The organism is Bacillus sp. FSL W8-1141 (assembly GCF_038593205.1).
GTDB lineage: Bacteria > Bacillota > Bacilli > Bacillales > Bacillaceae > Bacillus > Bacillus altitudinis.
In genome coordinates this window covers 1,837,259-1,850,985 of the sequence record NZ_CP151973.1, presented here as the reverse complement: position 1 = coordinate 1,850,985, position 13,727 = coordinate 1,837,259, and the positions used below count along the sequence as shown (strand labels likewise).

Below are 13,727 nucleotides of genomic sequence, written 5' to 3'. Positions count from 1 at the left end.
GTAAAAGCTCCTTTCTTTCAAGCATCAAATCAATAAACGTCACGCTGATAGCGTTTTTGCTGCTGTAAGTTGGCAAGATAGCTTTCTGCTTTTTCTTTGCTCATCGCACCTTCTTCTTGAATAATGGATAGAAGGGTATTGTGGACATCATGCGCCATATGCTTTTCATCTCCGCAAATATACACGTAAGCACCTTGCTCAAGCCATTCAAATAATTCTTTGCTTTGTTTCTTCATTTGATGCTGGACATATACTTTTTCCTCAGTATCTCTTGAAAAAGCCACGTCCATTTTCGTTAAGACGCCATCCTTTAACCACTTTTGCCATTCCGTTTGGTATAAGAAATCCGTCACAAAATGCTGATCACCGAAGAATAACCATGACTTTCCGTTTGCACCCAGTTCCTCACGCTCCTGCATAAATGAACGGAAAGGGGCGATGCCTGTGCCTGGTCCTACCATAATGATCGGTGCATCTGGATCTTGAGGAAGCTTAAAGTTTTGGTTGTGCTGAATATAAACAGGTAACGTATCACCTGGCTGCAGGCGCTCTGCACATAAAATCGAACAGACACCTTGGCGTTCTCTGCCGTGCGCATCATATCTGACAGCCCCTATCGTCAAATGAACCTCTTCGTCATTTGCTTTGAGACTGCTTGCAATGGAATAAAGGCGTGCAGGGATTTTTCTTAAAATGGACGTGAAATCTGCGGCGGTTCCTTCAAAAGGACCGAAATCACGAGCCGCATCTACTAAGTCCCGGCCTGCGATATATTCTTTCAGTTTTTCTTCGTTTCCTTCTTCTAAAAGGGCATGCAAGGATTCGCTTTTTGTCAGTTCAGCGATCTTTTGAAGAAGTGGTTTTGTTAAAACCGTGATCTCAAAATGCGAGGTGAGTGCGTCTTTTAAAGGAAGAGTGTCTCCATTTTTATGAACGGTGACGGATTCTTCTGCATTCCACCCGCATGTTTGAATCAGTTCGTCGACAAGCGCAGGATCATTTGTCGGGTAAATGCCAAGGCTGTCACCTGGCTCATACACGAGACCTGAACCTTCAAGCGAAAGCTCTAAGTGACGTGTTTCTTTATTAGATCCACGCCCATTTAAGTTGATATTTTCAAGAACTTCAGCATAAAAAGGATTCGTTCTTGAATATTCAGAAACGGCTTGATTGTTAGCTCCCGCTGATTCTTGCGGCAGTGAGACAGCTTCACCTTCACTCAAAGAAGAGGCAACACCTTGAAGCCATTCTGAAAACGGCTCATCATAATCAAGGTCACAGTCCACTCGGTCAAACAGGCGTGTACCGCCAAGCTCTTCGAAGCGTTCGTCAAATTCTTTTCCTGTTTGACAGAAGAATTCGTATGAGCTGTCACCTAATGAAAGGACAGAAAAGCTTAAATGATCGAGCTTTGGCGCACGTCTGCCGTGAACATATTCATGGAACGAAAGGGCATTATCCGGCGGATCTCCTTCGCCATGTGTGCTGACAATGACCAGTAAATTGTTTATTTTTTTCAGATTATTCGGTTTAAAATCGGACATAGAAGAGAGCGTCACTTGAAAGCCTTTCTCTTCAAGATGCTGGGCTGTCTTTTTTGCTAACCCTTCGGAATTGCCTGTTTGCGACCCATAAAGCACGGTCACATCTTTGCTCACAGGCTGGGCAGATGCTGCGGCAGAAGGCACCGGAGTGACAGCTTCTGAGCCGGCAAGCGCTGCCTGCGCTGATAAATAACCAGTAAGCCAAATTTTTTGCTGATCTGTTAAAGTCGGAAGCAGCTGATTGAGTAACTCTGCCTGCTCCTGGCTAAACGGACTGTTCAATACATGAAGTTGCAACAATATCCACCTCACAAGGAATATAAACATAGATTAATTCGATAGGAATTATATATATAGGTTCAATTTGAACTTTACCGAAAGTTTGCCATTAAGTAAAATATATAATATTGATTGTCATGATTAAGATTTCTAATGACAAAACACGGATGAATAGGGGAGAGGGCACAAAAAAAGGAAAACGGATCACCGTTTTCCTCTTTTTCGCCTGACTTACGCCGTTGGAAGTCCCATCACAGCTTTCACTTCTAAATATTCCTCGATACCGAAGTCTCCCCATTCTCTTCCGATACCTGATTGCTTAAAGCCTCCAAATGGGGCAAAGTAATCTGTTTCAGCATTGTTAATGGTGATTTGACCGGCACGAATATGTTCAGCGACATATTTTAACGTTTTTTCATCTTGACCAACAACATACCCGGCAAGACCATACACTGTATCGTTGGCGATCTCAAGGGCATGATCGAGGTCTTGATACGTGATCACACTCATGACTGGCCCAAAGATTTCTTCTTGCGCAATGGTCATATCATTTTTCACATTGGTGAAAATGGTATGCTTGGCGAAATATCCTTTATCGATTCCGTCTGGCTTTCCAGTTCCCCCAGCAAGAAGGGTAGCACCTTCTTCGATTCCTTTTTCAATATAAGATTGCACCGTATCCCACTGCTTTTTAGAAACAAGCGGGCCAGTAGCGTGATCTTCTCTCGGATCACCAACTGTAAACTTCGGCAGGGCGTTCAGCAGCGCTTTTTCAAACTTGTCTTTCATTGATTCTGGAATTAGCACACGTGTAGCTGCAGAACACACTTGACCTGTATTCATCGCAATATGATGAATGGCTGTTTCTGCTGCTTCGTCCACATCTGCATCGTCTAAGACGATAAGAGGGGATTTTCCGCCAAGCTCAAGTGCTACTTTCTTCACATTGTCCGCTGCGTTTTCCATAATTTTAGAGCCGACGGCACCTGATCCTGTAAATGAAACGAAGTCAATATCAGGATGTGAGCTAATGCCGTCACCAATCACGTCACCCGTTCCGTTTACTAAGTTGAAGACTCCTTTCGGTACACCTGCTTCATCAATAATGTCTGCAAGAATCATCGCAGCAAAAGGGGTAATTTCCGCTGGTTTTAAGACAACTGTTGAGCCTGCCGCAATGGCACCCGCAATTTTAAGAGATGTCTGATTCGTCGGGAAGTTCCACGGTGTAATCAATCCACTGACACCAATCGCCTCTTTTATAATCGTATGTCCACCGCGGTCTTCGGTAAATGTATAAGATTTCAGTGCTTCCGCTGCTTTAGAAAAATGTTCATAACCCATTTTGTAATGAACTTCTTCGGACACTTTCAGCGGTGCACCAAGCTCTTTTGTCATCACTTCTACAAGTTCATCCTTGCGTTTTTCGTACCCGCGCACAATGTTTTCCAGCATTTCTACTCGTTCATTTCGAGATGTTTTTGAGAAAGAAGGGAAGGCGGCTCGAGCTGCTTTGACAGCTTGATCTAAATCTTCTTTCGTTCCTAAACTAATGGTGCCAATGACTTCCTCTGTCGCAGGGTTAATGACCTCCGTCGTTTCGTTTCCTGTTGATGCGACCCATTCTCCATTAATAAAGTGTTTCTCTTGATTTCTCATTCTGCCATGTCTCCTTTTTATATGTGATTCAATCCAATATTCTGTTTTCAGCTCATATAAAACTGTACCCACTGTGAAAAATCTAAAACAGAGAAACTGCATGAGAAAAAGTTTCTGATATAATACGCAAAGTGGGACATATGTCCTTTTCAACATGAGGGCATCTATCATTTAATGGAACTAGACTGAAAAAAGAAGGAGCTTTTGAACGAATGAAAGGTGTTATTTTTGCATTATTAGGAGGAGCTTGTATTACACTGCAAGGCGTAGCCAACGCCAGAATTAGTCAAGATATCGGGACGTGGCAGGCGGCAACGATCACGCAGCTGACAGGGTTTATCATCTCTCTCGTCATTTTACTCATCGTACGGGATGGCCACTTTAAGGAATACAAAAAAGTGCAGCCGCTTTATTTAATTGGAGGTGCATTTGCAGCCATTATTATCTTTAATGAGGTCACTGCCATTCAAATCATTGGTGTGACACTCACCATCGCTGCTTTACTTATCGCACAGCTTGCGTTTACCTTTGCCATCGATGCAAAAGGATGGTTTGGTGTTCAGAAGAAAAAAATGAAATGGCCCCATTATGCAGGCATCTTTTTAATGATTGCAGGCGTCATCATCTTAAAACTATAAAGGAGGGCATCAGATGGAGGAGCTGCATGATGAATCTCTTTTTTCCTCTTATATGAAGACGCATCAGTTACAGAATGTCTTTCATCAAAAACTCATCTCACATGTGAGCTTGTGGCGCTATCAGCAAGGTGAGCTGATTTGTTCAAAAGGGGATAAAAGGGAGTATATGTACTTGCTGGTGAAAGGAAAATTAAAGATTTTCACCACCACAAAGGAAGGAAAAACATTTATTCTTTGCTTTAAAAACCCTCTTGAAGCGATTGGAGATATTGAATACGTTCAGCAGACAGATATGGTCAATACAGTTGAAGCCGTTACAGAAGTACATATGCTCAGGATTTCTCATCAAGCCCTCATGCGGCATGCAAAGGACGATCCTCGAGTTTTAACCTTTTTGCTCAAGGGCATCACAAACAAATTTTATACAAAATCAAATGATTTAAGCTTTCACCTTTTATACCCTGTAGAGGTCAGGCTTGCAAGCTATTTATTGTCTGTTTTAACAAGTGATGATGACGCACGCGCACGGCCGCTTCGCCTCACGGATGCAGCGAGCTTAATTGGAACAAGCTACCGCCATATTAATCGGGTCATTCAGCAGTTCCAAGAAAAAGGGCTGATTGAAAGGCGAAGAGGAAAGATTACGATTTGTGATCAAAAAGGGCTTTTAGAAATAGCAGAACACAACATTTATGAATAGAAGAAACGAAGGGACTTATATATGATCATAGGAATAATATTAGCTGTCACTGCTGGGGCACTTGTCAGCTTACAAACCATTTTTAATAGTAAAGTCAATGAGCATACAGGCTCTTGGTCAACAACGACGCTAGTTCTAGGAATGGGCTTTATCGCTTCACTTCTGATGGGTCTTTTGTTAGAAGGAACCGGCATGTTTCAATTAAGGCATATGGAAGCCTGGTACTGGATAAGCGGAGCCATCGGGGTAGGCGTTGTCATCTGTCTTGTTCAGAGCATCAAACGTCTCGGTCCCACTTATGGAATCTCGATTGTTCTCACCTCCCAGCTAGGTTGTGCGCTTCTATTTGATTCGCTTGGCTGGCTTGGGTTAGAAAAAGTAACATTTTCTTTTACAAAATTATTAGGTGTACTTGTCATTGTGGCAGGAATCCTCGTATTTAAGTTAACCAAGCTTGAACCAATAGAAGAGGAGCAGTCCAGAGAAAAAGGGCTGCCACAAAAGTAGCTGCCCTTTTATTTAAATCAACCGCCGCCATAAAACCGTTATGGTAGATAAACCAGTTAAAAGGAGCCTTTTCATGAAAGGCTTTTTTTTCTGTCCATAGTCGCTTGCTTTATATTCTGTTCGATCTTTCGCTACGAGAACACTATAAGCGATTTTTCGTTCGATTGCTTCCGTAAGAGATAACGCAAATGGTGCACTATCAATCACCAAAATCGATTCAGTATTTAAAAAGCTGGATCTTGCATCTAGATTATATGTTCCAATAATACTTAAGTTATCATCAATGACCATTGATTTGGCGTGAATTGAATACGGACCTTGATATTCATACAAATGAACACCTGTTTTCATCAATTCCTTTTTCGTGCTTAAATATCCTGCAAATGCTAAAGGGTTTGGTGTCGCTGTAAGAGAATTCGTCACGATCGTCGTTTGAATATCACTTGGTAATGGCGTGAGTCCGTCTTTCATTGGCCGTGTCGGTATGACATAAGGCGTCTGGATAAGAACCGAACGCTTTGACCGCTGTGCGAGATCGTTTAACTTTTTCAAGACGAGCGGACGTTTATTTAAGCGTTCCACTGGATTTGTGAAAAATGCAATCTGTTTTGCACGAATGGCGTCTTTTGCCCAATCATATGTGGACATGACAAAGGGTTCTTTTGTACGAATGGCTTCCTGATAAGATCGAAGCAGCTGTTTTCTTAACTTTTTTCCTTTTTTCGCTTTTGCCTTGGAAAATACATCTTTTGTTCTTTTCGTAAAATCATGATTCCACAAATAAACGAAATACTGCTCCATTTCATCTAATACTTTTCCTTTTTTGGCGTTGTACAGCAGCACATCTCGGTCATACGCAAAGTCTTTCGGCGGCTGATCTGCAAAGTATTTATCACCAATATTTCTGCCGCCCATGACAGCGACCCTGCCATCTGCCAAAAGAAGCTTATCGTGAAGGCGGTTATGCCACGTCCATGGCTTGAACAAACGAAAAGGCTCATAAAAACGAATGGCCATATTCGGATGATTCGCCACAGCATAACGCAAATGCTTCAGCGGTCCACGCAGGCTATGGCAAATGCCATCTAACAACAGCTGAACTTTTACTCCTCGATCAGCCGCTTCAATTAAAGCACCAAGCACCCATTCGGCGGTTTTTCCTTTTTGAATGGAATAATAACTCAAACGAATGTTCTTTTCAGCCTCTCGAATCATTTGAACTCTCACTTGACCTGATTCAAATCCGTCATCAAGCAGCATGACTTGATTTATGCCTTGGTCGTCTCCTGAGATAGAAGAGGCTTTATAGATGCAATGTTCTTTACATGTTTTTTGAAACGGTAAATAAAACAAGACAAATGCGGTCAAAAATACATACACCACATATAAAAGGATCAGAAAAAACAAGAATTGAAGCACAGTGATCAACTCCTTTCACACAAACCGTTCTTTTTCTTAGTTTATGTTAAAAACAAAATTTCACTCATCCAGCTTTCCCAATGAAAAATACAGGATAAAAGAATCACCTTGTTTTCATAGGGCATTTAATTATAGTATGAAATGAGTAAGGGGGAATCGCATTGAATGAACCATTATTTAATATACCGAGTGATGTGTACCAAACGTTAAGTGAAACAGAACGTTATTTACTGCATTATATTCACCAGCATTTAGAGGATATCTCCACCTTATCCATCGTCACATTAAGTGAAAGAGCCAACGTGTCGACAGCGACCATTGTCAGACTGATGAAGAAAATCGGATACAACGGCTATACATCCTTTAAATATCGATTGAAACAAGAAAAGAAAATGACAGATGATAGTGATCAACTAAAAAATATTGACGAAGACATCAAACTAGCCATTCGAAAAAATGAAGAAGAGGTCTTAAAGACGATTCAACTGCAAAGTATTGGGCAAATTGAGGATGCGGTTCAAAAGATCCATGATGCGGACAAAATTTATATTTTTGGCAGAGGCTTTTCAGAGATGATCGCCAAAGAGATGACCATCAAATTGCAGCTCATCGGAAAAACATGTGAAGTTCATGACGACCCGAATATCATTCGGCTCAAATCGCGTGACATTGATAAAAACGAACTTGCCATCTTTGTTTCATTAAATGGAGAAACGTCAGAACTAGTGGAAGCCTGCCAAAACCTCAGTATGAAGCAGGTCACGACCATTACGGTCACAACTAGAATTGATTCTACATTAAGTAAAATATCAGATATGACACTTGTCGGATATAAAGGGGAACAATCATTCTTCCCAGATTATGAAGTCAGGTCCCGCCTGTCGCTTCATGTCATTGCCCGCATTTTACTAGACGCCTATGTGATTCGGATGAAATAAACACTCAAAAAGCCTTCCACACTTTATGATGGGGGGCTTTTTACCGTGAAAACCTTTACACAATCTGAAAACATTTTCACTGAATCGTATGAGATACTTTCTTTAGAGAAAAGAAAGAAGGTGAAACCAATTGATTTATACCTGCACCTTAAATCCTGCTATTGACCTATATATTGCATTAAAAGAAATGCGGGCAGATACAGTCAACCGCACGGAAGATGAGGATTATCAGCCGAATGGAAAAGGTGTTAATGTGTCCATTATGCTAAAGAAATATGGCTTCACCAGCACTGCATTAGGATTTATTGCTGGGTTTTCAGGTTCATATATTGAACAATCGTTAAACGATCTCTCCATTCAAACCGATTTTATCCCAGTGGATGGGATTACACGCATTAATGTATTTATTAACACAACGGAAGAATACAAACTTGTGAATCAAGGACCTGCTATTGAGGCAAAAGCGCTTGATGCGTTTCGCGAAAAAATCTCGACCATTCCAAAAGGCAGCATCTTCATTATGTCAGGCAGTCTGCCTAAAGGCGTTCCTGCTAGCATTTTCTCAGAGATAGCCGCTATTTGTCATCAAAACAACGTGAAATTTATTTTAGACACAAGCTCTAAAGCGGTTTTAGAAACACTTCAATACAAACCATATTTACTAAAACCAAATGAAGAAGAGATAGCCGCATTTTTTGGAAAAACCCACCGTTTATCAGAAACAGAACTCGTTGAATCAGGACGAAAGCTGATCGAGATGGGTGCAGAGCAAGTACTCATTTCCCGAGGAGGGGAAGGAGCTCTATTCCTTACAAACGAAGCCGTATTAAAAGGAAATGCACCAATAGGAACGGTCGTAAACACGGCTTGTTCTGGTGATGCCATGCTCGCTGCATTCCTAAGTAAACAGCTGGAAGGACAACCTCATGAAGAATGCTTACGCTACGGCATTGCAACAGGGGCATCTACCGCCTTTTCAAAAGGGTTAAGTGATTTACATGACATTGATTCATTAATTGAGCAAATACACATTCAGAACATATAAGGGGGAGTTCACATGAGCCGCAAGAAAATTGTCGCTGCCACTGGCTGTCCAACAGGCATTGCGCATACATTTATGGCAGCTGAGGCATTAAAAATCGCAGCTGAGCAATTAGGGGTCGACATCAAAGTTGAAACGCATGGTCAAGTAGGAATTGAAAACGCTTTAACGGATCAAGACATTTTGGAGGCCGATGGGGTCATTGTCGCTGCTGACAAAGATGTGAATACAGATCGCTTTCACGGCAAACCACTCATTGAAGTGCCTGTAGCAAAGGGTATTCGCACACCAAACGAACTGATTCAAGGCATTATCAATGGAGAAGCCCCCGTTCATCAAGTGAAAGGAAGAGCTTCTGGAACAGAAAAACCATCTGCGCCTTCATCAGCTCAACAAAAGTCAGCGAATAAGTGGATACACACCATCTACAAACATTTAATGAACGGTGTATCACACATGCTTCCATTTGTTGTTGGAGGCGGGGTCTTAATTGCTTTATCTTTTCTATTCGGTATTTACTCAGCTGATCCTCAACATGAAACGTATCATCCGTTTGCTGCCTACTTGAAAAACATTGGCGGACTCGGCTTTAGCTTAATGGTACCTATTTTAGCAGCATTTATCGCTGATTCAATCGCCAAACGCCCAGGGATGGTTGTCGGATTTATCGGCGGCTTGCTTGCAAACGATGGAGGCGCTGGATTCTTAGGTGGTATTATCGCAGGTTTTGCAGCAGGGTATATCATCGTACTTCTTCAATTCCTGCTTCAAAAATTACCAGCATCACTTGACGGATTAAAATCAATTTTCATCTATCCTGTCATTGGTATTTTCTTAATTGGGGCTGTCATGGCCCCGCTATTAGTTCCAATTACAGGGCTAAATAATTCATTAATGGATTTTCTCTCCTCAGTTCAATCCACAAATCCATTGCTTTTAGGTTTAATTGTTGGAGCCATGTGTGGATTTGATATGGGAGGACCTTTTAACAAAGCAGCCTATGTCACAGGAACGGCTTTACTCGCAGAAGGTAACCTTTACTTCATGGCAGGGGTGTCAGCAGCATGTATCACACCGCCGCTTATCATTGCGATTGCCACAACGATTTTCCGAAAACATTTCACACCACAAGAACGAAATGCTGGGATGATCAACTATATTCTCGGAGCGACTCATATTACCGAAGGAGCCATTCCATTTGCAGCAAAAAACCCAGTCGTTGTCCTGCCAATTATCATGTTTGGTTCCGCCATCTCTGCTATATTGACGTATCTCTTTGGCGTACAGGTTCCTGCTCCACACGGTGGATTCCTTGTCCTTCCAGTCGTCACAGGCGCATTTCAGTGGGTACTATCCATACTCATCGGCTCACTTGTAGGTGCGATTTTATACGGGCTTTACCGCAAGAAAATAGACAAACCCGCAGTTTAATAGGGAGGAAGAGAAATGATGGAACATATTTATATGAATCTACATGAAACAGCTTCTTCACAGGCTGGCGTTTTCGCAGCCATAGCTGACATTGCCTCTGAAGCAGGGATTTGTACATCTCCTGAGGCTGTCAAAAAAGGACTAGCTGAAAGAGAAGCTCTGAGTACAACCGGCTTTCAAGATGGATTTGCCATTCCGCATACACAGTCAGACACCATCACAAAACCGGCACTCGTCATCGTCCGCACAGAAACCGGAATCGAATGGGACGCTTTTGATGGAAAGCCTTGCTTTTTCTTCTTATCCTTACTCATTCCAAAAAGTGAAGCAGGAACCACTCACTTACAAGCACTTTCTGCTCTTTCACGCGGATTAATGGATGAAACGAAACGGCAAAAACTGCTCGAAACAAGAACAAATGAAGAAATGCTCGCTGTATTAAAAACAGATATTTTGACGAGAGAGGATGTTTGACCATGCCTTTACTTTCCACAACACCTATGCTTGAAGCAGCAAAAAAAGAAAAATACGGAATTGTCGCATTCAATGTACATTCCTTTGATAGTATTTACTGGGTACTCGAAACGGCAGCTGAATTAAAATCACCTGTCATTTTGCAAACAACGGTTGGTACGGTCCAATCGCTTGGCGCAAAAGCCATTGCAGATACAGTAAAGGCGGCAGCTGATCAATATCAAATACCAATCGGCCTTCATCTCGATCATTGCACTGATTTTGATGTGATTCTTACTTGTATACGAGCAGGATATACATCCGTTATGATCGATGCTTCCATGCATTCATATGAAGAAAATGTATGCCGCACAAAAGAAGTGGTTGACCTTGCCTTAAAAGTAGGTGTGAATGTAGAAGCTGAGTTAGGCAAGGTAGGCGGGGTAGAAGATGATATTGTCGTGGATGAAAAGGATGCTCAAAAAGCCATTCCATCAGAATGCCGTCAATTTGTAGAAGAAACTAGTGTACCTACTTTAGCACCTGCGATCGGCACGGCACACGGCATTTATAAAGGGGTGCCGGATATCGACTTTGACCGCATTGAACAAATTGCAGCGCTTGTCGATGTTCCGCTTGTCCTTCATGGTGGTTCAGCTGTACCAGATGAGGATGTCAAAAGATGTGTCGCACTCGGTATGGCAAAGGTCAATGTGTCCACTGAACTGAAAAATGCATACTCTGAAGCGATTCGTGATCATTTCTCAAACGAACCTGAAAGCTTAGATCCGCGTATGTATTTACAAAAAGCAAAACAAGCAGCCAAAGACATGGTCACATCTAAAATAAAGATCGTTGGCAGTGAAGGAAAAGCCCAACTTTTATATCAATAAGATGAAAAAAAGCAGAGCCGCATCGCTCTGCTTTTTTCACATTATTCGCTTTCTTTCATTTCATTTGATGTACGTACTCGTGCATTTCCCATAAATACGACCGTAATCGCCGCAAGTGCAATCGGGAATAAAGCAATCATAAATACATACGTAATACTTTGTGACATCGCATCAATCACTTTATTTAAAATATCAGGCGGAATTTGTGAGCGTGCCCCCTCTTGGAAAATGGCTTGTGGATCACCAACTTGAGAAGAAGCTCCTTTCATTCCGCTAAAAGCATCTGCTAAACGATTTGTCAGGACATTGGTTTGAATCGTTCCAAAAATCGTCACGCCTAAAGTCATCCCAAGTGATCTCATGAACGAATTGGTAGAATTAGCACTGCCGCGGTAGCGCGGAGAGAGATCATTCATTGAAGCAGATGGCAGAAGGGAGAAGCTAAATCCAACGCCAAAACCTGAAATCATCATAAAGAGCGTAAGCCACAATCTTGCTGTATCAGGCGACATATTGGCAAGCAGCAGCATCCCAGCAAAAAATGAAATCACAGAGATGGTCATTAATCGTCTAAAAGGTACTTTCGTCTGCATCGTTCCGCCAATCATACTGCCAATCACGGAACCAATCATCATCGGTGTTAAAATGAACCCGGCACTTGTTGCAGATTCACCGTACACCGCCTGGACGAAGATAGGAATAAAGACAGCTAGAATAATAAACGTCCCGCCATATAAAAACGCCAAGATTTGAGATGTCGCAAACAGACGATTTTTAAACATCCAAAATGAAATAATCGGTTCTTCTGCCTTCCGTTCAACAATGAAGAAGATGGTGCCAAAGACAACAAACACAGCAAATAGTGTCAAGATTTGAACAGAATCCCATGCATACGATTTACCGCCAAGCTCAAGAGCGAACATTAAACTGACAACCGCAACGACAAGTGTAATGGCACCTGACCAGTCAATTTTCTGCTTACGATGCTCGAGCGATTCTTGATAAAATTTGGCGATCAAGAACACACTGACAATACCGATTGGTACGTTAATATAAAACACCCAATGCCAGCCGATCGAATCCGTAATAATTGCTCCTAACAGCGGTCCTAATACACTGGATAGACCAAAAACTGCACCAAACATACCGGACATTTTCCCGCGCTTTTCTGGCGGGAAGATATCAAAGATAATCGTGAAAGCGATCGGAAGAAGAGCACCGCCTCCAAGTCCTTGAATCGCACGGTAAATAATAAGCTGATCCATTGTTTGTGCGATGCCGCACAGCGCAGATCCAATTAAAAAGAAAATAAGTCCAAACAGAAAAAAACGCTTTCGACCATACATATCTGAAAGCTTTCCATAAATCGGCATACCGGCCATCACTGCCACCATATAAGAAGCAGTCACCCAAGCAAATTTATCAAAACTGCCCAAGTCGGCGACGATGCTTCCCATTGCTGTTGCGACAATGGTGTTGTCCATCGCTGCCATAAAAATCCCTAACAGCAAACCGATGACAACAAAGCGAGTGGATGCCTTGCCTTTATGATCCACGTTATTCATTTCATTTACCCCCTGCTTACGTTCTCTTCACTTTTTTGCTATGATCAAGTTAATTATAAAGTAAGAGAACATTTATCTTGATGATCAAGATAAATTGATTTTAAAGGGAGGAGAACAAGTTGTCAACAAAGAACGAGGCAGAAGATCGAGCGGACCAGATCATACATATGATGAGACGCCTTGCTACACGAACAGTCCTATTTCACCAAGCAGCCGCTCAATCGCTCGGCCTTTTCCCAACAGATCTCAAATCAGCAGATTTGTTAAACGAACTTGGACCACTCACAGCAGGTGAATTAAGTGAAAAAACCGGTCTTAGCTCAGGTGCGGTCACCGCTCTCATTGACCGGTTAGAAAAAGCAGGCTACGTCAAAAGGGAGAAGGACCCAAAAGACAAGCGAAGGGTCATCATTGTTCCATTAACGGCTGGGAAATCACAAGTGAAGGAACTCTTTCAATCTTTATCGGCATCAACTAAACAGCTCACAAACGAATACAAACGAGAAGATTTAGACTTGATCATTCAATTTATTAACGAAGCAGCAGATATTATGGACCAAGAGCTACAATTGCTTAAGTCTAAGTCTTAAGAGAGCACAATGTTAAGGGGGTGCTTTTCTTTGAAAAATAAAATAGCGAGGATATGCTTCTGATCATTT

Annotated in this window: 13 protein-coding genes; 9 read left to right on the top strand and 4 right to left on the bottom strand. The window is 42.0% G+C overall.

Going from position 1 to position 13,727, the window contains the following annotated elements; all coding sequences use genetic code 11:
- Positions 1 to 29: 29 nt before the first annotated feature.
- Together NSQ52_RS09345 and NSQ52_RS09340 are read right to left on the bottom strand one after the other, a co-directional pair.
- Complete coding sequence (locus NSQ52_RS09345) at positions 30 to 1,841, bottom strand: assimilatory sulfite reductase (NADPH) flavoprotein subunit (RefSeq protein ID WP_144680448.1); 1,812 nt, start codon at positions 1,839 to 1,841, stop codon at positions 30 to 32.
- Between the two features lie 213 nt (positions 1,842 to 2,054).
- Positions 2,055 to 3,482, bottom strand: a complete 1,428-nt coding sequence (locus NSQ52_RS09340) for an aldehyde dehydrogenase family protein (protein ID WP_135008810.1) — start codon at positions 3,480 to 3,482, stop codon at positions 2,055 to 2,057.
- A gap of 212 nt (positions 3,483 to 3,694) precedes the next feature.
- Between NSQ52_RS09340 and NSQ52_RS09335 the strand changes: the two genes are divergently transcribed.
- Genes NSQ52_RS09335 through NSQ52_RS09325 form a run of 3 tightly spaced genes read left to right on the top strand, consistent with a single transcriptional unit; the run spans position 3,695 to position 5,327 of the window.
- The gene (locus tag NSQ52_RS09335) at positions 3,695 to 4,120 is read left to right on the top strand and encodes a DMT family transporter (protein ID WP_008343684.1); all 426 of its coding nucleotides are present in this window, start codon (positions 3,695 to 3,697) and stop codon (positions 4,118 to 4,120) included.
- Between the two features lie 13 nt (positions 4,121 to 4,133).
- The gene (locus NSQ52_RS09330) at positions 4,134 to 4,820 is read left to right on the top strand and encodes a Crp/Fnr family transcriptional regulator (RefSeq protein ID WP_144680446.1); all 687 of its coding nucleotides are present in this window, start codon (positions 4,134 to 4,136) and stop codon (positions 4,818 to 4,820) included.
- A gap of 21 nt (positions 4,821 to 4,841) precedes the next feature.
- Positions 4,842 to 5,327, top strand: a complete 486-nt coding sequence (locus tag NSQ52_RS09325; protein ID WP_039167841.1) for a DMT family transporter — start codon at positions 4,842 to 4,844, stop codon at positions 5,325 to 5,327.
- A 12-nt stretch (positions 5,328 to 5,339) separates the two neighbouring features.
- Here NSQ52_RS09325 and NSQ52_RS09320 read toward each other — a convergent pair whose 3' ends face one another.
- On the bottom strand, positions 5,340 to 6,746 hold the full coding sequence (locus tag NSQ52_RS09320; RefSeq protein WP_144680445.1) for a phospholipase D family protein: 1,407 nt from the start codon (positions 6,744 to 6,746) through the stop codon (positions 5,340 to 5,342).
- Between the two features lie 161 nt (positions 6,747 to 6,907).
- On the opposite strand from NSQ52_RS09320, the gene NSQ52_RS09315 reads away from it, so the two are divergent.
- From NSQ52_RS09315 to NSQ52_RS09295, 5 genes are all read left to right on the top strand, one after another.
- Positions 6,908 to 7,684: a MurR/RpiR family transcriptional regulator gene (locus tag NSQ52_RS09315; protein ID WP_007499235.1), complete on the top strand. Its 777-nt coding sequence runs from the start codon at positions 6,908 to 6,910 to the stop codon at positions 7,682 to 7,684.
- Positions 7,685 to 7,814: 130 nt separating this feature from the next.
- Positions 7,815 to 8,729: a 1-phosphofructokinase gene (gene pfkB / locus NSQ52_RS09310; protein WP_041092776.1), complete on the top strand. Its 915-nt coding sequence runs from the start codon at positions 7,815 to 7,817 to the stop codon at positions 8,727 to 8,729.
- Positions 8,730 to 8,741: 12 nt separating this feature from the next.
- Complete coding sequence (locus tag NSQ52_RS09305; RefSeq protein ID WP_342474085.1) at positions 8,742 to 10,157, top strand: PTS fructose transporter subunit IIBC; 1,416 nt, start codon at positions 8,742 to 8,744, stop codon at positions 10,155 to 10,157.
- Between the two features lie 15 nt (positions 10,158 to 10,172).
- Positions 10,173 to 10,631, top strand: a complete 459-nt coding sequence (locus NSQ52_RS09300) for a fructose PTS transporter subunit IIA (protein ID WP_160757622.1) — start codon at positions 10,173 to 10,175, stop codon at positions 10,629 to 10,631.
- Between the two features lie 2 nt (positions 10,632 to 10,633).
- Positions 10,634 to 11,503: a class II fructose-bisphosphate aldolase gene (locus NSQ52_RS09295; protein WP_342474084.1), complete on the top strand. Its 870-nt coding sequence runs from the start codon at positions 10,634 to 10,636 to the stop codon at positions 11,501 to 11,503.
- A gap of 41 nt (positions 11,504 to 11,544) precedes the next feature.
- Here the strand turns inward: NSQ52_RS09295 and NSQ52_RS09290 are convergent, their stop codons facing one another.
- Positions 11,545 to 13,068: an MDR family MFS transporter gene (locus NSQ52_RS09290; protein WP_017359534.1), complete on the bottom strand. Its 1,524-nt coding sequence runs from the start codon at positions 13,066 to 13,068 to the stop codon at positions 11,545 to 11,547.
- A 167-nt stretch (positions 13,069 to 13,235) separates the two neighbouring features.
- Between NSQ52_RS09290 and NSQ52_RS09285 the strand changes: the two genes are divergently transcribed.
- Entirely contained in the window at positions 13,236 to 13,658 is a 423-nt protein-coding gene (locus NSQ52_RS09285) for a MarR family transcriptional regulator (protein WP_342474110.1), read from the top strand.
- Positions 13,659 to 13,727 lie beyond the last annotated feature (69 nt).

Excerpts from the sequence above, each read along its gene's own strand:
- NSQ52_RS09340 (WP_135008810.1), bottom strand. The coding sequence starts at position 3,482 with ATGAGAAATCAAGAGAAACACTTTATTAATGGAGAATGGGTCGCATCA.
- NSQ52_RS09335 (WP_008343684.1), top strand. The coding sequence starts at position 3,695 with ATGAAAGGTGTTATTTTTGCATTATTAGGAGGAGCTTGTATTACACTG.
- NSQ52_RS09330 (WP_144680446.1), top strand. The coding sequence starts at position 4,134 with ATGGAGGAGCTGCATGATGAATCTCTTTTTTCCTCTTATATGAAGACG.
- NSQ52_RS09325 (WP_039167841.1), top strand. The coding sequence starts at position 4,842 with ATGATCATAGGAATAATATTAGCTGTCACTGCTGGGGCACTTGTCAGC.
- NSQ52_RS09305 (WP_342474085.1), top strand. The coding sequence starts at position 8,742 with ATGAGCCGCAAGAAAATTGTCGCTGCCACTGGCTGTCCAACAGGCATT.
- NSQ52_RS09300 (WP_160757622.1), top strand. The coding sequence starts at position 10,173 with ATGATGGAACATATTTATATGAATCTACATGAAACAGCTTCTTCACAG.
- NSQ52_RS09295 (WP_342474084.1), top strand. The coding sequence starts at position 10,634 with ATGCCTTTACTTTCCACAACACCTATGCTTGAAGCAGCAAAAAAAGAA.
- NSQ52_RS09290 (WP_017359534.1), bottom strand. The coding sequence starts at position 13,068 with ATGAATAACGTGGATCATAAAGGCAAGGCATCCACTCGCTTTGTTGTC.
- NSQ52_RS09285 (WP_342474110.1), top strand. The coding sequence starts at position 13,236 with ATGATGAGACGCCTTGCTACACGAACAGTCCTATTTCACCAAGCAGCC.